Origin of the sequence: Dechloromonas sp. A34 (genome assembly GCF_026261605.1) — a bacterium.
Lineage (GTDB): Bacteria > Pseudomonadota > Gammaproteobacteria > Burkholderiales > Rhodocyclaceae > Azonexus.
This window is the reverse complement of sequence record NZ_CP102486.1, coordinates 2,262,962-2,280,745: the sequence shown is the minus strand read 5'-3', so window position 1 is coordinate 2,280,745 and position 17,784 is coordinate 2,262,962. Positions and strand designations below refer to the sequence as shown.

General features: G+C 63.4%; 17 protein-coding genes. 7 read left to right on the top strand and 10 right to left on the bottom strand.

The genetic code is table 11. The annotated features are described in order from the left end of the window. The first annotated feature begins 16 nt into the window (after positions 1-16). The 5 genes from NQE15_RS11385 (at position 17) to NQE15_RS11365 (ending at position 5,937) form a co-directional block, all read left to right on the top strand. The gene (locus NQE15_RS11385; protein WP_265949835.1) at positions 17-451 is read left to right on the top strand and encodes a FecR family protein; all 435 of its coding nucleotides are present in this window, start codon (positions 17-19) and stop codon (positions 449-451) included. Positions 452-468: 17 nt separating this feature from the next. After that, the gene (locus NQE15_RS11380) at positions 469-1,062 is read left to right on the top strand and encodes an OmpA family protein (protein ID WP_265949833.1); all 594 of its coding nucleotides are present in this window, start codon (positions 469-471) and stop codon (positions 1,060-1,062) included. A 104-nt stretch (positions 1,063-1,166) separates the two neighbouring features. Further along, on the top strand, positions 1,167-3,371 hold the full coding sequence (locus tag NQE15_RS11375; RefSeq protein WP_265949831.1) for a CHASE2 domain-containing protein: 2,205 nt from the start codon (positions 1,167-1,169) through the stop codon (positions 3,369-3,371). A gap of 122 nt (positions 3,372-3,493) precedes the next feature. Then, entirely contained in the window at positions 3,494-4,420 is a 927-nt protein-coding gene (locus NQE15_RS11370) for a cation:proton antiporter (RefSeq protein WP_265949829.1), read from the top strand. Then, complete coding sequence (locus NQE15_RS11365) at positions 4,420-5,937, top strand: cyclic nucleotide-binding domain-containing protein (RefSeq protein WP_265949828.1); 1,518 nt, start codon at positions 4,420-4,422, stop codon at positions 5,935-5,937. The genes NQE15_RS11370 and NQE15_RS11365 overlap by 1 nt, the downstream gene beginning before the upstream one ends. 42 nt (positions 5,938-5,979) lie before the next feature. Here NQE15_RS11365 and NQE15_RS11360 read toward each other — a convergent pair whose 3' ends face one another. From NQE15_RS11360 to NQE15_RS11330, 7 genes are read right to left on the bottom strand one after another with little or no spacing between them, the layout of a single operon-like run. After that, positions 5,980-6,807, bottom strand: coding sequence for an alpha/beta hydrolase (locus NQE15_RS11360; protein WP_265949827.1), 828 nt, complete (start codon positions 6,805-6,807; stop codon positions 5,980-5,982). Then, positions 6,794-7,168, bottom strand: a complete 375-nt coding sequence (locus NQE15_RS11355; RefSeq protein WP_265949826.1) for a DUF2784 domain-containing protein — start codon at positions 7,166-7,168, stop codon at positions 6,794-6,796. The genes NQE15_RS11360 and NQE15_RS11355 overlap by 14 nt, the downstream gene beginning before the upstream one ends. A gap of 54 nt (positions 7,169-7,222) precedes the next feature. Then, a complete protein-coding gene (locus NQE15_RS11350; protein ID WP_265949825.1) occupies positions 7,223-9,223 on the bottom strand; it encodes a putative bifunctional diguanylate cyclase/phosphodiesterase in 2,001 nt (666 codons plus the stop codon). Beyond that, entirely contained in the window at positions 9,220-9,852 is a 633-nt protein-coding gene (locus NQE15_RS11345; protein WP_265949824.1) for a SpoIIE family protein phosphatase, read from the bottom strand. The genes NQE15_RS11350 and NQE15_RS11345 overlap by 4 nt, the downstream gene beginning before the upstream one ends. Before the next feature lie 2 nt (positions 9,853-9,854). After that, positions 9,855-10,256 (bottom strand): anti-sigma regulatory factor, encoded by a 402-nt coding sequence (locus tag NQE15_RS11340; RefSeq protein WP_265949823.1) that lies wholly within the window; start codon positions 10,254-10,256, stop codon positions 9,855-9,857. Next, entirely contained in the window at positions 10,249-10,626 is a 378-nt protein-coding gene (locus NQE15_RS11335) for an STAS domain-containing protein (RefSeq protein WP_265949821.1), read from the bottom strand. The genes NQE15_RS11340 and NQE15_RS11335 overlap by 8 nt, the downstream gene beginning before the upstream one ends. Beyond that, a complete protein-coding gene (locus tag NQE15_RS11330) occupies positions 10,623-11,579 on the bottom strand; it encodes a protoglobin domain-containing protein (protein ID WP_265949819.1) in 957 nt (318 codons plus the stop codon). The genes NQE15_RS11335 and NQE15_RS11330 overlap by 4 nt, the downstream gene beginning before the upstream one ends. Positions 11,580-11,798: 219 nt before the next feature. Between NQE15_RS11330 and NQE15_RS11325 the strand changes: the two genes are divergently transcribed. After that, positions 11,799-12,692 (top strand): YihY/virulence factor BrkB family protein, encoded by an 894-nt coding sequence (locus tag NQE15_RS11325; RefSeq protein ID WP_265949816.1) that lies wholly within the window; start codon positions 11,799-11,801, stop codon positions 12,690-12,692. 13 nt (positions 12,693-12,705) lie between these two features. On the opposite strand, the gene NQE15_RS11320 is transcribed toward NQE15_RS11325, so the two are convergent. Genes NQE15_RS11320 through NQE15_RS11310 form a run of 3 tightly spaced genes read right to left on the bottom strand, consistent with a single transcriptional unit; the run spans position 12,706 to position 14,501 of the window. Beyond that, complete coding sequence (locus NQE15_RS11320) at positions 12,706-13,080, bottom strand: bacteriohemerythrin (RefSeq protein WP_265949815.1); 375 nt, start codon at positions 13,078-13,080, stop codon at positions 12,706-12,708. After that, the gene (locus NQE15_RS11315) at positions 13,080-13,637 is read right to left on the bottom strand and encodes a hypothetical protein (protein ID WP_265949813.1); all 558 of its coding nucleotides are present in this window, start codon (positions 13,635-13,637) and stop codon (positions 13,080-13,082) included. Before NQE15_RS11315 ends, NQE15_RS11320 begins: the two co-directional genes overlap by 1 nt. 27 nt (positions 13,638-13,664) lie before the next feature. After that, the gene (locus NQE15_RS11310; RefSeq protein ID WP_265949811.1) at positions 13,665-14,501 is read right to left on the bottom strand and encodes an SIR2 family protein; all 837 of its coding nucleotides are present in this window, start codon (positions 14,499-14,501) and stop codon (positions 13,665-13,667) included. A 206-nt stretch (positions 14,502-14,707) separates the two neighbouring features. Between NQE15_RS11310 and NQE15_RS11305 the strand changes: the two genes are divergently transcribed. After that, the gene (locus tag NQE15_RS11305) at positions 14,708-17,776 is read left to right on the top strand and encodes a CHASE domain-containing protein (RefSeq protein ID WP_265949808.1); all 3,069 of its coding nucleotides are present in this window, start codon (positions 14,708-14,710) and stop codon (positions 17,774-17,776) included. The last annotated feature ends 8 nt before the right edge of the window (positions 17,777-17,784 follow it).

The window sequence follows — 17,784 nt, the reverse complement described above, 5'->3', positions numbered from 1 at the left end:
TTTACGGGAGTTCGCCATGTTAAGAATCATCGTTATCGCCTACCTGTTTCTGGCTGGTCATGCCATCGCCAACGAACCTCCTATCGGTCATGTCAAAAGTGTCACCGGCGACGCCTCCATCACCACTGGCGAAAAAAAGATAAAGGCCGAGGTCGGTTCCCCGATCCACCGGGGAAGTGTTCTGCAAACCGGGAAAAAAAGCGGCATGGGTGTCACCTTCAAGGACGAGACCGTGATGTCGTTCGGCGCCGATACTGTCTTCACCGTCGATGAGTATTTGTACTCGCCAGTTCAGGGAAATCTGAAATTCAGCAGCAAGTTGGCAAAAGGCAGCCTCAACTACGTCTCGGGCGTCATTGAAAAGCTGAAACCGGATGCCGTGACGGTCAGTACGCCGTCCGGCATCATCGGGGTCCGCGGCACGCAGTTTCTGCTCAAGGTTGAAGAATGAAGTCGCGGCAGCCGCGTATGCCAGGCCGAACCGTCGATTCGCGTACCTGTTGCACCCTGGTGCTGGTGGCAATGCTGCTCGGCGGGTGCGCGCCGCGCTCATATGTCGTATTGATCCCCAGCCCCGATGGTACAGTTGGCGAGGTGGTCGTCCGCGGACAGAAAGGCGAACAAGTCCTCACCAAGGCCGGCCAGGCCGGGTCACTCGACGGTGAAGCACTGCAGGTTGAAGAGCAGCAGATCAAGAAAGACTTCGCGGCGACGATGGCGGCCTTGCCGAAGATGCCGGCTCGCTTTCTGCTGTATTTCAGCGCCGGAACAACGCTGACCGCCGAGTCGGAATCACTGATTCCCAAAATAATCGCCGATGCGAATACCAGACCGGCGGTCGACATCTCGGTCATCGGCCATACCGATACGATGGCCAACGAACCCTACAACAACCAGCTGGCGCTGAAACGGGCAAGCAAGGTTTCCGACCTGCTCGGCGAGAAGGGGCTCAAAGCCAATTCCCTCAGTATCGAGTCGCACGGCAAAAAGAACCTTCTGGTTCCGACGCCAGACAACACCTACGAGCCGAGAAACCGCCGCGTCGAAGTTTCCGTGCGCTGAGGGCACGGCAAGCCCTTGCAGGGGGGCGCAGAACGACAGGAGATATTGAGCAATACGCGGCGCACGGAACTCAGCCTGTGCGACTTCATCTGGCAGGGGGCCAATTGACGACGACCCAGGTTGCAACGGGATTCATGAAGAACAAGGCGCTCAAGCGCCTGGGCATCCTGCTGCCGATCATCTCGGTCGTCTTCGGGCTCGCACTGTTGATCCTCGACCCGCTGCCGATGCAAACCCTGCGCAACAACGTATTCGACCAGTATCAGCGCTGGCATCCCCGGGCCTACGTCGAGGTTCCGGTCCGGATCGTGGACATTGACGAGGAGAGCCTGGCCCGCTTCGGTCAATGGCCCTGGCCGCGGACGCGCCTAGCCGAACTGGTACAGCGCCTGAAGCGGGCGGAGGTAGCCGCGATCGGCTTCGACGTGCTGCTGGCCGAGGCCGATCGAACCTCGCCCCAAGCCATGGCCAAGCTCTGGCAACTGGGCGGCGCCGCACGACGAACACTGGATGGACTGCCCGACCATGACCAGGTGCTGGCCAAAAGCTTCGAAGAGGCCGGCGTCGTGCTCGGCTTTGTCTTGCACGGCGGCACACCAAGCAGCGGAACTGGTGGCGAACCAGCCAGCGACGAGGCATCGGGTCTGGCACACCGACCGTTTCGCTACGTCAATTCCGGAGACCATCCGGCCGGGCGCCTCCATGGCTTTGGTTCGGTGATCCCGGCCCGGCCAGAACTTGAAGGGTTCGCGCTGGGCAACGGCGCCCTGAATTTTGTCGCCGACAGCGATGGCATCATTCGTCGTGTTCCGCTGGTCTTGAGCCTGGGCGGCAAGCCAGTCCCGAGCATCGCAGCGGAGTCGCTGCGCGTGGCGCAGGGCGAGCGGAATTATTTCCTTAAGGCCTTGCCGCAAGGGAACGGGTTGTCCGAGGTCAGGATCGGAAGCTACAAGATTCCGACGACAGCCGAGGGCGAGATCTGGGTGCATTACTCACGGTCGGTGGCCGATCGTTACCTGCCCGCCTGGAAGGTTCTTTCCGGCGAGGTTCCCGCCGCGCTGCTGGCCGGGCATATCGTATTGATCGGCAGTTCGGCCCAGGGACTGATGGATCTTCGCTTTAGCCCGCTCGGCGGCGTCATGCCCGGGGTGGAAGCCCATGCCCAGGTCCTTGAACAGATTTTGTCCGGCCACATCCTGTCGCGTCCGAACTGGGCCAAGGCGGCCGAGGTCATCGCCATCATCGTCGGCGGGCTGGCCATCTCCTTCCTGGCGATCCGCGCCCGCGCCCTGACCGCCGCCAGTGTCACCGCCGCCTTCCTGACGCTGGTGCTGGCCGGCGGCTGGTATGCCTTTCGCGAACATGCGCTGCTGGTCAATACGGTGACCCCCGCGCTGATTTTCGCTTTGGCGTTTGCGCTGGGAAGCCTGATCCATCACCTCATCAGCGAGCGCGAACAGCGCTGGATCAAGGACGTGTTTTCCCGCTACGTCTCGCCAAACCGGGTCGAGTATCTGGTCAAGCACCCGGAAGCCATGAGTCTGGGCGGGGTGCGCCAGGAATGCAGCTTTGTGTTCACGGATCTGGCGAATTTCACCAGCCTGATGGAAAGCATCGATCCGGGCGATGCGGTAGCCATGTTGAATGACTACCTGGACCAGATGATCGGCATCGCCTTCCATTACGAAGGAACGCTCGACCGGATCGTCGGCGACGCCGTGGTGATCATGTTTTCAGCGCCGGTGCCGCAGCCGGATCATCGGGCGCGCGCCCTGGCCTGCGCACTGGCAATGGATGCCTTTGCCATCGGCCATGCGCGAAAACTCAATGCCGAAGGGATCAAATTCGGCATCACCCGCATCGGTATCCATTCCGGCGAAGTGATCGTCGGTAACTTCGGGGGTTCGACCATGTTCGATTACCGTGCCCTGGGCGACCCAGTCAATACGGCGTCCCGGCTGGAAAGCGCCAACAAGCAGATCGGTACCAACATCTGCCTCTCGGCGGCGATCCTGGCCGGCTGTCCGGACGCGGCGGTGCGCCCGGTGGGGCGCCTGATCCTGAAAGGCAAAAGTGAGGCGATCGAGGTATTCGAGCCCCTGGTCGACGAGCGCGAACAGCGCTATGCGCCGCGCCAGCTATATCTGGAAGCCTACGACCAATTGTCGGTCGCCGGTGGTCAGGAACAGGCGAAAGCGATGTTTGCCGAACTTGCCAGTCGCTATCCGGAGGACCCGCTGATCAAGCTATACACCAGCCGTCTTGAGAATGGCGACGGCGGCAACCTGATTTTGATGGCCGAAAAATGAATTGCCATACGCCGGGCGCTAGCGAAAGCATGGACTACAACCGCACAAATGAAGCGGCTGGCCAGACGGGCGCTACCCGTAAGGCAGCAACTGGGCAGGTTTCAGCAACAGGGAGGCAGTGAATGGCCAGCGTTCCGATATCCGTTCTTGGCGTAGCCATCTTGTTTGCGGTCATTGTGGTCACCGAGCCGATCGCCCGTCGGCTGAGCCTGCCGCTGTCGATCGTGCTGGTGATCGTCGGTGCGCTACTCGGGTTCACCGTGGACCTCGCCAACTTTGCACCGAGTGCCTCGCTGACAATTTCCAGCGAGGCGTTTTTGTACCTGTTTCTCCCCATCCTGCTGTTTGAAACGGCGATCGACATCGATGTCCGTCGCCTGTTGGCCGATATCGGGCCGATACTGCTACTCGCAGTTGTCGCCGTACTCGCCTCGACCGTCGTCGTCGGCTTCTCCCTGGCCGCGATCTCGACCCATGGCTTGCTGGCCTGCCTGCTGTTGGCGGCCATCGTTTCGACCACCGACCCGGTCGCCGTCGTGGCGCTGTTCAAGGATCTGAGCGTTCCCCATCGCCTGGGCCTGCTGGTCGAAGGCGAAAGCCTGTTCAACGATGCCGCGGCCATTGCCTTGTTTTCGGTCCTGATGGCCATGCTGACGACCGGCGCGGGCGACTGGAACGATGCCGTCTGGTCGTTCTTGCGCGGCTTTTCGGGCGGCGTACTGGTCGGATTCGTGCTCGCCGTTCTGGCCACCCACCTGCTGGCCCATCTACCCGGCAAGCGAACGGCAGAAGTGACGGTCACGGTGACCGTCGCCTACCTCGCCTTCGTGATCGCCGAGCTCGCCTTCGCTGTCTCCGGCGTAGTCGCCGTCGTCTCGGCGGCGCTGGTCTTCTCCTATGACGGACGGACTCGCGTCTCGCCCGAAACCTGGTCCTTCCTGGTCCGGATATGGAAGCAGTTGGGTTATTGGGCGAGTTCTCTGATTTTCCTGCTCGCTGCCTTGCGAATTCCGGACCTGCTTTCCGGGCCGGACTTTCCGACATCCTGATGCTGGGTGTTCTGGTGCTGAGCGCCCTGGCCGCCCGCGGGATCGTCCTCTTCGGGCTGATGCCGATGATGAGCGCCGTCGGGATGGCGCAAAAGGTGGAGGTCGGGCTGCGCCTGGTGATTCTTTGGGGCGGGCTGCGCGGCGCCATTTCGCTGGCGCTTGCCCTGGCCGTACTCGAACACCCGGCGGTGCCGCCCGAGGTCAAGCGCCTGGTATCGACGCTGGTCACCGCTTTTGTCCTCTTTACGTTGTTCGTCAATGGCCTGACGCTGCGACCACTGATCCGGGCTCTCGGCATCGATCGCCTGTCGGCGGTGGATCGTATCCTGCGCGGTCGGGCGATCGCTCACAGCCTGGGTACGGTCGAGCACCGACTCAACGCCGCCGGTGATCAGTACCGTATCGATGTGGTCGCTCGCCAGAACTTGACCGAGCACTACACCCGGCGCCTGCAGGAATCCGAATCGGCAATCGATGCGGATAACCTGCTCTCCAAAGAGGAGCGCTCGCGCGCCGCATTGGTGGCTGCGGCTCGCCGCGAGCAGGCACTGCATTTGCAGCATTATCGGGAACGCATCGTTTCGGGACGGATCGTCCGTAACCTGGTAGCGCAGGCCTATCATCTGGAGGATGGCGCCAGATCCGAGGGCCATGACGGTTATGAGTTGGCGGCGCGGCGGGAACTTGCCTTCCCACTGGAATTCCGCCTTTCGATCGAGGTGCATCGACGGTTTGGCTGGCAGGGGTGGTTGGCGGGCGCCCTGGGCGATCGACTGGAAGCCTTGCTGGTTGGCCGGGCCACGACCCATAGTTTGTTGCAGTTCGCCGAGAACCGCATTCCGGAAATGCTCGGGCCCGAGGCAGCGAAATCGCTGCGTAAGGTGCTGGAGCAGAGACTTGAAGCAATCGAAGGCACGCTGTCGGCGCTACAGCTTCAGTACGGTGAATTTGTCGAAAAGATGCAGGTTCAGTACCTCGAACGTGCCGCGCTGCGCATCGAGCATGCCGAATACCTGCGCTTGTTCAATGAAGCGGTGATCAGCCGGGAAGTCTTGCGCGAGTTGCTCGGCGATCTCAGAACGCGATGGCATGGCGCAAGTCGGCGCCCCTCGCTGGACACCCAGCTGAGTGCCATGGCGTTGCTGCTCAAGGTACCGTTGTTTCAAGGTCTCGAGACTGCCGTGCTCGAGTCGGTTGCTGCCGTTCTCAAACCGCGTTTCGTATTGCCCGGCGAGAAGCTAATCCGCAAGGGCGAAAAGGGACAGGAAATGTTCTTTATCGCCTCCGGTGCGCTTGAAGTGGCAGTCACCGGCCAACCGCGCAGACTTGGCTCGGGCGACTTCTTCGGTGAATTGGCGCTGCTCACCCAGGCACCGCGCACCGCCGACGTGACGGCGTTGGGCTTTGGCGAGCTACTGGTGATGACGGCCAGCGACTTCTCCCAGCTGCTGGCCCGGAATCAGGAGCTCAATACGCACATTGCCGAGACGGCAAGGCTGCGCCTGGCGCGTAGCTGATCTTCCGGCACCTGGCCCGCCCTCGCCCGGTGCCCGGCTTTTCTAGTCGCCGCGCAGATACCCGATAACCGACGCCCACCACGCCGCATCGACGCGCCCCAGCCAGTCGTTGTGGTCGGCGGCGGGGACGACCCACAGCCGCTTGGGTTCGCCCAGGCTGGCGAACAGGCGGCGACCCAGGGCCGGCGGGATAATGCTGTCGCGCTCGGCGACGACCACGGCGACGCGCCCCGGGTAGCCGGCGAGATTGGCGATGCTGTCGTAATCGTCGCGCAGTACCCAACCAACCGGCAGCCCGGGGTAGTGGTGGCGCGCCACGCTGGCGAGACTGTCCCAAGGAGTGATCAGCAGGATGCCGGCGACCTCGGCCGATTTCGCCACAGCAGCGGCAACGCCGGCACCCAGCGACTCGCCGGCAAGCAGCAGCGGCCCGCCAAACTGGCGACGGGCCAGGCTTAAGCTCGCGGCGGCGTCGGCAACCAGCGCCGCTTCACCGAGCCGGCCGGGGCGCGAGCCATAGGCCGGGTATTCGGCGAGGATCACGCGCAGGCCGAGTCGCGCCAGCTCGGCGGCATAGGCGGCGCGGTGCCCGGCATGCCCGGCGTTGCCGTGAAACAACAGCACCGTGCCGCGGGCCGGGCCGCTCGGTTCGCGCAGCAGGCCCCGATAGTCGCTGTCGTCCGGCCAGGCGGTCAGGCCTTGGCGGCGGGCGTCGGCGAGCAGGTCGGCGCGCGGCGGATTGTCGGGGAAGTAGATCAGATCGTCCTGAAGCATGGCGAGACCTCCGGCGAGGAGCAGGCAAACGACGAGCAGGGTCAGCCCGACCCGGTAAATACCAGCCCTTGCCTTTGTGGTACTAGCTGCGCTCATGGCGTCGCGCCCGGAACAGCAGCCAGCCGTAGGCTAGCCCGTTGATGACGATGACAACGAGGCCCAGAGCGAACTGCATCTCGCGCGACAAACCGGGCGGATAGATGACGGGCAACAGGTAGTTCTCGATAAAACCGCCTGTGTAGCCGGCCTCGCCGCCCAGCCGGCGCAGATGGTTTTCGAGCGGGGTCAGCGGACAGACCCGGCCGCTGAATTCGATCACCCCGGCCCAGATTACCGCCGGTACGTGCAGCCAGGCGAGTTGCCGAAAATGCCAGACGGGCAGCACGCCGAGCACGACGAAGAGGATGAAGGCCAGGTGCAGGAGCAGCACCGCGTCGGCCAGCAAGCGATAGAGCATGGCTTCACTTTAGCCGGGCCGACGCCGAAAGACGAAATCAGCGCGCCGGCGTCCTCACATCAGCCGGCTGCCCCGGCGCAGCAGGCGTTCGAATTCGCTGGCCGGCAGCGGCTTGGAAAAGAGATAGCCCTGGTATTCGTGGCAGCCGTGGTCGGCGAGGAAGGCCAGCTCGCCGTGGGTTTCGACGCCTTCGGCGATGATGCTCAGGTCGAAGGCCTGCGACAGATGGATGATTTCCCTGACCATGGTTTTCTTCTGCTCGTCGGCCTCCATGTCGTGCACGAAGGACTGGTCGATCTTCAGGCGATCGACCGGCAGGCGGCGCAGGTAGGCGAGCGAGGAGTAGCCGGTGCCAAAATCGTCGAGCGAGATGCTGGCGCCGAGGGCGCGCAATTCGTTGAGGATGCGGATCGATTCGTCCATGTCCTCCATCAGGCTGCTTTCGGTAACTTCTAGCTCCAGCGAGTCCGGCGCCAGCTCGTGGGCGGCGAGCAGCGATTCGAGGGACTGCAGGATGCCGCCCTGGCGGAATTGCCGCGTCGAGACATTGACCGCCATCCGGAACCCGGGGAAGCCGTCGCGTTGCCAGACGCGATTCTGCGCATTGGCGGTTTCCAGCACCCACTCGCCGATCGGACCGATCAGGCCGGTCTCCTCGGCCAGCGCGATGAAGCGCGCCGGGTGAATCATGCCGAGTTCCGGGTGCTGCCAGCGGATCAGCGCCTCGGCGCCGACGATGGCGCCGTCGGCGACGCGCACCTGGGGCTGGTAGTAGACGCTGAACTCGCCCTTCTCGAGCCCTCCCCACAGCGCATTCTCGAGCTTGACCCGCTCGGCGGCAAAGGCGCTGAGGTCGCGCGTGTAGAACTGGACCGTGCCGCCGCCGGCGGCCTTGGCGCGATGCATGGCGGCATCGGCGTTGGCGAGCAGCATTTCGACATCCTTGCCGTCGTTGGGGTAGAGGCTGATGCCGATGCTGCAGGCGAGATGGATGGCGTGCCCGTCGACGGCGAAGGGCTGCATGAACATCGCGAGAATTTCGCTGGCCCCGCGTAAGGCTTCCTGGACGCCATTCTTCAGTCCGGCCATGACGATGACGAATTCGTCGCCGCTCTGCCGGGCCACCGTGTCACCGTCGTGCACGCTGTGCTGCAGACGCCCGGCAATCTCCTTGATCAGCGCATCGCCGAACGAGTGGCCCATACTGTCGTTGATGAACTTGAAACGCTCGACGCCGATGAAGAGTACGGCGATGGCCTGGTCCTGGCGGCGGCCGAGCTGGGCGATCGCCTGTTCGAGGCGGTCCTTGAGCAAATTGCGGTTGGCGAGGTCGGTCAGCGCATCGTGGGTCGCCAGATACTCGATCTTGGCCTCGTAGGCCTTGCGTTCGGTCAGGTCGCGCAGGTAGGCGGTAAAGAACGGCGAGTTGTCGACCGCGATGTAGGTGACCGCCATTTCCACCGGAAACTCCCGGCCGTCGGCGCGCAGCGCGGTGATTTCCTCGCGTTGGCCAGGCGCCGCACATTCCGGCGGTTTGCGGCAGTGTTCGAGGCTCTGACGAAAGGCCTCGCGCCGGTTGTCCGGCAGGATCAGTTCGGCCAGGTCATGGCCGATGACCTGCCCCCGAGCCCGCCCGAACATTTGCTCGGCGGCCGGGTTGAAGTCGATGATCCGGCCATTGGCATCGAAACTGATGATGCTGTCGAAGGCACTGCCGACGATCGCCGCCTTGCGCCGCTCGCTGGCGCGCAGCGACTGGTTCATTTCCAGCGTCTGGCGGTGGGTCATCTCGAACAGCGCCATGACCTGGGTGACAAAAGCCTCGCCGCGGGCGATCGTCTGGCCATGTGGCTGGCCGCCGTTGGGCTGGGGCCGGATCGTCTGCACCAGGCGGTAGTGAATGCCGATCAGGCCGAGAATGCTCTGCTCGCCGGAAATTGCCCGGCGCCCCAGTTCGTAGGCGAGTTGCAGCGCGGTTTCTTCATCGCCGCCGTTCAGGTAGTCGAGCAATGCCAATTCATAATCAGCGGCAAAATTTCTCGCTTCGGAATTCATGAGGCTCTCCGCAAGGATGCTTCGGCACCGAGCCAGCGCAGGACCAGGACCAGCGCGTCGTCGGTCGCCTTGCCATGGCAGTCGAGAATGGAGCGCGCCAGATGGTCGGGGGGACCGCGCGGCATCTCGGCCGATACAAAACATTCGTCGATACCGTCGGTGGCGAGAATCAGCAGGTCGCCGGGATAGATCGGCACTTCCCTGCCCTCCACCGCCGGCAGCCGGTAACCGACCACTCCGCAGCGGTTGGTCAGGCATTGCTTGCCGCGTACCGGACTCCGCGGCGAGGCGACCAGGACCGCCTCGACATTGCCGACCCCGGCCCAGGTCAGGGTTGCCTTGGCCGTATCGACCATCGCCACCGCCATCGCCGCGCCGCGGGTCGGCTGCAGGTGCAGGTGGCAACGCTGCAGCAGGCTGGCTAGCGGCTCGCCCGCATGCTCGCGCAAGACCGCGACCGCGGTCTGCGCCGCCATTGCCGCTTCGTCGCCATGGCCGAGGCCATCGACCACGGCGATCAGCACGCCGTCGGTGGTAGCCTGGACCAGCGCGGCATCCCCCGATTGCCGTTCGCCGCCGATCGCCCGCCCGGCGACAGCGTATTCGTAAGGGGGGCCGGGGCGGTTCATCGCTACAGTTTCCACTTGGTCATGGTGACGGTGGTGCCCTGGCCGACTTCGGAGGCGATCGCGAATTCGTCCATCAGCCGTTTCGAGCCGGGCAGACCGAGCCCCAGGCTGCCCGAGGTGCTGTAGCCGTCCTGCATCGCCGCCGCAAGGTCGGCGATGCCCGGCCCGTGGTCGCGGGCGACGATCAACACCCCCATTTTCTGGGCCTGCTGGATCAGGCGCAGGCTGAGTTCGCCACTGCCGGCGTAGGTCAGGATATTGCGCGTGACTTCCGAAATGGCGGTCGCGATCAGGGTCAGCTCGCTCGACGAAAAGTGCAGCACCGAGGCAATCTCGCGCCCGCGCAGCCGGGCCGTCACCAGATCGGCTTCGGAGCGGATGGGAACGGTCAGTTCTTCAGTCACGGCGCACGCACCCCAGTTCGACATCGAGCAGCGCCAGGCCGTCCTCGAGATCGAGCGCCGTATCGATGCCCTCGAGGGTCAGGCCCAGTTGCACCATTGAAAAGGCGACATCGGGCTGAATGCCGACGATCACCGTGCGCGCCCCGATCAGCCGCGTCATCTGGGCGATATTGCGGATGGTGCGTGCGGCGAAGGAATCGAGCACGTCGAGAACGGTGACATCGATGATGACGCCGGTCGCCCGGTAGCGCTTGACATCGGCCACCAGCTCATCGCGCAGGCCGAGCAGATCGGCATCCATCAGCGCCTCCTGGACCGAGGCGATCAGCGTGCTCCCAAGTTTCAGGATCGGGGCACGGTTCTGGCTCATGGCCGTTCCTTTTCGCCCGGGCCGGGCACCGCGGCATTCCTGACCACGGTGTAGCCGAGCAGACGCTCCGCCTCTTCGATGCCGCTCTGCAGGTCGCCGACGGTGGTGATGCGCATCAGGTCGATGCCGAGCTTGACCATGGTCTGGGCAATGTCCGGGGCGATGCCGGTGACGATCGAAGTCGCCCCCATCAGCCGTGCCGCCTCGACGGCTTGGACGAGGTGGTTGGCGACCTTGGTGTCTACCGAGGGCACGCCGGTGACGTCGATGACCACGACCTTGGCCCGATTGCTCCGCACCGAGCGCAGCAGCTGCTCGGTCAGTTGGCGGGCGCGCTGGGTATCGATCAGGCCGATGATCGGCAACAGCAGCAGGCCTGGCCGCAGCAGCAGGACCGGCGTCGACAGTTCGCGGATCGCCTCCTGCTGGCCCTGGATGGTGCGCTCGCGGGATTCGATATAGGTGTCGATGGCCAGCCCCATGTCGAAGAACGTGAGCTTGATCAGCGAATTGAAGACGGTCAGGGCCTGTTCCGGCGTGTCCTTGTATTCCTGCCGCAGGCGCTCGAGCACCGTGCGCAGGTAGAAGCAGTACATGCCGAAGTAGGATTTGACGGGCAGGCCGATGCGTTCGTGGATGACCCCGATCTTGACCCGGTTGGCGACATACTCCTGGTCGTAATTGCCCTGGGTCAGGCGCATGAAGTAGGCCTTCTGCATGCGCTGGACATGGGCCAGCACCTCGGGATCGCTGAAGAAGGCCTTGGTGTCGGGGAAAGACAGCACATGCCGATAGAAATCCTCGATCACCGAATCGGCATAGCGCTGGGCGACTTCATTGACGCTCTCGAGCGTGGCGACATCGGCGTCGCCGAACTGGAGAAAAGCCTTGCGCTGGCGGACTTCCTCGCTCTTGATTTCGATTTCCGGGAGAAGCTTTTCTTGGTAGGTCATGGTGCCTCCTGCGACGGAAAGTTGCGGGCGGCTACGGCCGCATGCAATCACGCGCCCGGCACCCCTCATGCTGCCGTTAGAACAAGCGCCGACGAATTGGGTTCCCGCGATGTTATTCAGGGGAGCTAGTGGCGGGCATCGCAGCCGTCGCCCCAATGCCATTGGTGTTTGCGCGGGAAGCTGGCATGATCGTTGGCTCGATCAGCGTATGCTCGACAGATGACGCCCTCCCATAACTCCCCCGCCGTCCAGGTTCTCACCCACCCGCTCGACTTCGCCTTGAAAGTCATCAAGGGCTTCCAGGCCAACCAGGGGCTGCTGCTGGCCGGGGCGATCGCCTATTACACCCTGCTCTCGCTGGTCCCGCTGCTGATCCTGTGCGGCATCGTGCTCTCCCACCTGGTAACGCCGGCCGAACTGACCGAAATGCTCGGCCGCTACCTGGAGTGGCTGGTGCCCAGCCAGTCCACGGCCTTTCTCGACGAGTTATCGCGTTTTCTCGACAAGCGCATCGGGATCGGTGCCGTGCTGCTGGCGACCATGATCTTCTTCAGTTCGCTGACTTTTTCGGTGCTGCAAAAATCGTTCGCCATCATCTTCGCCTTCCGCTGCCCCAGCCGCAAACGCTCGTCGCTGCTCGCGCTGCTGCTGCCCTACGGCTTTGTGGCACTGCTCGGCCTGGGCCTGGTCGCGCTGACCATGGTCTCGATCGCCATCCAGACCCTGACCCCGGACAGCATCGTCGCCTTCGGCCGCGACTGGCCGCTGGCCGGACTTTCCGGGAATCTTCTCTATTTTCTCGGACTGACTGCCGAAGCCTTGAGCCTGGCGGCGATCTACCATTTCGCGCCGGACGGACGCATCCCGCTGCGCCATGCGCTGGTCGGCGGCTTCACCGCCGCTGCGCTCTGGGAAATCATCCGTCACCTGCTGGTCTGGTACTTCACGACGCTGTCGAGCGCCAGCGTGGTCTATGGCTCGCTGACCAGTACCGTGGTCACCCTGTTCAGTCTCGAAATCGGCGCCACCGTGCTGCTGCTCGGCGCCCAGATCATCGCCGAATATGAGCGCCTGGCCCAGCCGCCGGCCGGGCCCGACGACGCGGTGGCCTGATCCCGGTCGGCGGTCAGCAGCGTTTCAGGCAGCCGGCCAGCGCCGCATCCATCGTCGCCAGGTGGCTGTTGAACCAGTCGGGCAAGGCCTTGACGTAACTGCGCGCCAGGCCCAGCCGCCCGGCCTTCACGCCGCGGGAGAAATGGGCGAGTTCGCCGAGGACGCGCAGATGTTCGCTGTGGTGCTCGCCGATCGCCGGAAAACGGCAGGCTTTCATCAGCTTGCCTTCGTGCTCGAAATGCCGGCGCGTATGCTCCTCGAGTTGCAGGAACAGGGCCGGGAATTCGTCATCGCTGGCCGCGACCAGCGCATCGGCCAGGGCGACGAATTCGCGATGGGTGGCGTCCATCTCGGCCACCCCGAGCGTATGGCGCTCATCCCACGGCATCAGACGGCGCCGTGCGTGACGCGCTTGGCGTTGTTGGTGGTCTTCAGGGCTTCTTCGACGCTGACTTCCGGGTACTTGAACTTCTCGGCCTTGAGCGCGTTATAGACCGTGACCACCTTGTCGGCCGAACTCTGGCCCTTGAAGTCGCCCTTTTCGAGTCCGACCAAGTCGATCAGCTCGTTCCAGGCCATGCCCTCGACCAGCGGAATGAAAACGACCAGGGCACCATTGACTGTGGTCACAAAAGGCTTGGGAATATTGACGGTAAAGAAGACGGCAAGCGTCCCGGCCTTGAAATCGCCACCGGCCACCGCCAGCAGGTAGGGGAACTGCTGCAACTCATCCAGCGAACCGGAGATCAGCTTGAGTTCGTCGCCTTCGGCGAGCAGTGCAGCCTGCTTGAGCACTTCCGCTGGCGGCCCGCGGCGGCCCTGGGCATCGGCTACCTCACCTTCCTTCAGGACAAATTCGCCACGGTAGGCGGCAAAGCCCGGCACCGTGGCGGCTTCCTTGAAATTGGCATTGAAAAAGAGGTGTTCGTAGCGATCTAGCAGCATGTTGCTTCCTTAGCGGGTTGAGTGGGTTCAGGCGGGGACGGTGGCGCCGATGAATTCAAAAAGTTCGGCATCGATGATCTCGAGACCGACCTTCTTGCAGAAACGCTTTTCCTTGTCGGTCGGGGCGACGATGAATACCCAGCCGGCCGGCTCGGCGGCGGCATAAATGAAGTCGGACATCACCATGCGCTCGGTGTCGCGGTTCAGGCGCAGACCCATCAGCAGGTATTGCTTGCCCTTGCGCAATTCCTTGATCTCCGGCGGAATCGAGAAGCCGCCCATGAGTTCGGTGATGAAATCGACGTAATCGGCATCGGAGGCGATGTAGTTGGCTTCCGGCTTCGGCGTGCCCATCGGCTTGAACAGGATGGGCAGGGCCGGATTGATCGCTTCGCTTTTCTGGTAGGCCACGCCATCCCAGAAATACAGCTTGTAGCGGAAGTCGGTGCCGCCGATGCGGGCGATGCCGACCACCAGGTTGTGCGGCACCTCGGCATAGGAGTCCTGGAGTTGCGTGTCGCGGTTGATGTCAACGACATAGGCCGGGGCAATCGCCTTCAGCCAGTCGTGGAAGGCACCGCGCGTCCAGGCCGTTTCGCCGTAGGTCCGGGTCAGGAACTTGGTCACTGCACTGCGCCCGCGCTTGAGTTCGACATTCATCGCCGCCCGCGGAAACTCGTACATCAACTTGGGGGCCATCGGCTTGCCATCGTTCATGGCGTAGATCAGCGAATCGCTGTCGGCGGGAATCGGGGCGCCGGTGGCGACATTCCTGACGTCGGCGAGTACGCCCGGTCCAAGATAGGGAACGATGCTGCCGTCCTTGAGGCCGGCCAGCAATTTTTCGTGGAGTTCTGGGGTCATGGTTGGGCTTTGTAGTTGGGGTGTGCAGAGCTTTCAGCAAATTCCACGCCCGCCACCGTACAACGCAGCGACAAGGCTTTCCGGGCCGTGTGCAAGAAAATGTCGGGTTTGCGACAGCGCGCTTTACGACATTTGGTACGGCCAGAATCAGCCGGAATACCTGACAATCGTCATGGCGAAAGTGCTATCGTGTAGGAAAAAAACCAGTGATCGGAACCGCTTTGTCCATCAAGCAATCCCATCCGTTTCATGCCCCTTCACTCGAGCTGCACCGCCGCGGGTTTCTGCACCCGGAGTCGCTGCCTTGGGTGGCGTTCGCCCTGATTCTCCTGTTTAGCCTGGTGGCCTGGTTCCTCACTCAGGAAAGCGCCACCCATCGCGTCAACGATCGCTTTCTCTACCGTGCCGAGAAGGAGCGCGACCACATCGTCCAGCGCATGGAGGCACACGGCCAGGTGTTGCGGGGTGCCGCCGCATTCATCGAATCGAGCCAGAATGTGAGCCGGGCTGAATGGTCCCACTACGTCGCCCATCTGGATCTCGGACGAATCCTGCCCGGCACCCTGGGCATCGGTTTTTCACGGATGGTCCCGGCGGCAGAAAAGGCCGCTCATGAACGCACGATTCGGGCCGAAGGCTTTCCCCAATATACGATCTGGCCGGCAGGCGAGCGCGAGCTTTACAGCAGCATCGTCTACATCGAACCCTTCAACGAACGCAACCAACGTGCCCTCGGTTACGACATGTATTCCGAGCCGACCCGTCGCGACGCCATGGAGCGCGCCCGCGATACCGGACGACCGGCCATTACCGGCAAGGTGACCCTGGTTCAGGAAATCGAGCACGACGTGCAGGCCGGCTTCCTGATCTACCTGCCGATTTTTCGCGCCGACCTGCCTACCGACACCATCGAGGGACGTCGCAAGGCCCTGATCGGCTACGTATACAGCCCGTTCCGGGCGCGCGACCTGCTGCGCACCATGATCGGCCCCGATCGCAAGGACGTCGACCTGGCCCTGTACGACCAGAGCATCGCTCCCGACAACCTGCTTTTCGACTCGCGCGCCGATGAAACGCAGCCTGCCCGCGGCCGCTATGTCGCGCATCTGCCGGTCGAACTCGGCAGTCATCGCTGGATCGCCCGGTTTCAGAGCCGTCCCGACTTCGACAGCGTCACCCGGAGCTACCTGCCGGACAGCATCGCCGGCGGCGGTCTGCTGCTGGCTTTGCTGGTCTTCGTGTTCCAGCTCAACAATGCCCGGCACCAGCGCCATGTCGAAGCGATCGCCGCCCGGCTCGCCGCCAACGAACAGGCGCTAAGCAATATCCTCGACAATGCCCCGGATGCTGTCTTCATCGCCAACAGCGATGGCCAGTACGACTACGCGAATCAGGGTGCCACGGCGCTGGTCGGCTATACGCGCGATGAGCTGATGAAGCTCAATTTCTCGGCACTCACTCCAGAAGGCCTGCAGGCGGAACACCAGCGCATTTTCAGTCAGGTTATCGGGGGCGGCCACGTCTTCACCGAAATCACCCTGCGCCGCAAGGATGGCTCAAGTGTCGTCGTCGAGCTCAATGCCGTACACCTGCCGAACGGCAAGGTGCTCGGCGCCTGCCGCGACATTGCCGAACGCAAGCGCGCCGAGCAGGCCCGGCTCTCCGCCGAGCGCAAATTCCGCGGCCTGATCGAGCAGTCGCTGGTCGGCGTCTACATCATTCAGCGCGGGCGTTTCGTCTACGCCAATCCGCGCTTTGCCGAGATGTTCGGTTTCGCCGACAGCGATGAAATCGTTGGCCGAATCACGGTCAATGACCTGGTGGCGCCGGAAGACCAGGAGCGGGTCACCGAGAATCTGCGGCGCCGTTTCGACAAGGAGGTCGAGGCCATCAACTATTCGTTCATCGCCCGGCGCCGGGACGGCAGTCGGATTGCCGTCGAGGTCTATGGCCGGGCCATGGAACACGAAGGCGCGCCGGCCGTCATCGGCGTCATTCTCGATGTCAGCGAACGCAAGCGGGCGGAGGCGGAACTCGAGCAGCATCGCCACCACCTGGAAGAACTGGTCAAGGCCCGGACCAACGACCTGTCGATCGCCAAGGAAGCGGCCGAAGCCGCCAACCGGGCGAAGAGCACCTTCCTGGCCAATATGAGCCATGAACTGCGGACGCCGATGAATGCCATCATCGGCTTTGCCAGCATCCTGCAGCGCCGTTGCGAGGATGAGTCCCAACGCGACAAGCTGGGCAAGATCGCCGGCGCCGCCAATCATCTGCTGCGCCTGCTCAACGACATCCTCGACCTCTCCAAGATCGATGCCGAACGCCTCACCCTGGAGCAGGCTCCGATCAGGATCGGTGGTCTCCTCGGCAATATCGAAAGTCTGGTCAGCGAACGCCTGGAGGCCAAACATCTGCAACTGCGCCGTGAAATCGACCCGCGCCTGCAGGAAATCGACCTGCTCGGCGATCCGCTGCGCCTGCAGCAGATCCTGCTCAATCTGCTCAGCAACGCCGTGCGCTTCACCGAGCATGGCGAAATCACGATTCGGGCCGCGATCCTGGCCGAAAGCGACACGAACCTCGAAGTCCGGCTGGCCATCGAGGATACGGGGATCGGCATTCCACCCGAGGCCCTGCAACGCATCTTCGATCCTTTCGAGCAGGCCGACAGTTCGACCACCCGTCGCCACGGCGGAACCGGCCTCGGCCTCGCCATCTGCAGCCGCCTGGTCCGCCTGATGGGCGGCACCATGGAGGTCGACAGCACGCCCGGCCAGGGCAGCGTCTTCAGCTTCACGCTGGGCTTCGCCAAGGCCACGGCCGGTGCGGCCAGCCAGCCACCACTGACACCCAGCGGCTTGCAAGCCGAACAGCTCCTGCGCACCCGCCATCAAAGCAGTCGGCTGCTGCTGGCCGAAGACGACCCGTTCAATCAGGAAGTCGCCCGCGAGCTGTTGCACGATGTGCTCGGCCTGCAAGTCGATGTCGCCGGCGATGGCGCCGAGGCCCTGGCCAAAGCCAAGGAAGTCACGTACGACCTGATCCTGATGGATATCCAGATGCCGAAGATGGATGGCCTGCTGGCCACGCAAGCCATCCGCCAGCTCCCGGCGCACCGCACCACGCCTATCCTGGCGATGACGGCCAACGCCTTCGTCGACGACCGCCAGCGCTGCATGGCTGCCGGCATGGACGACTTCATCACCAAGCCGGTCGATCCGGACACCCTGTTCCGGGCCCTGCTGCGCTGGCTGGATGCCAAAGGGCCCTGAACCAGGGC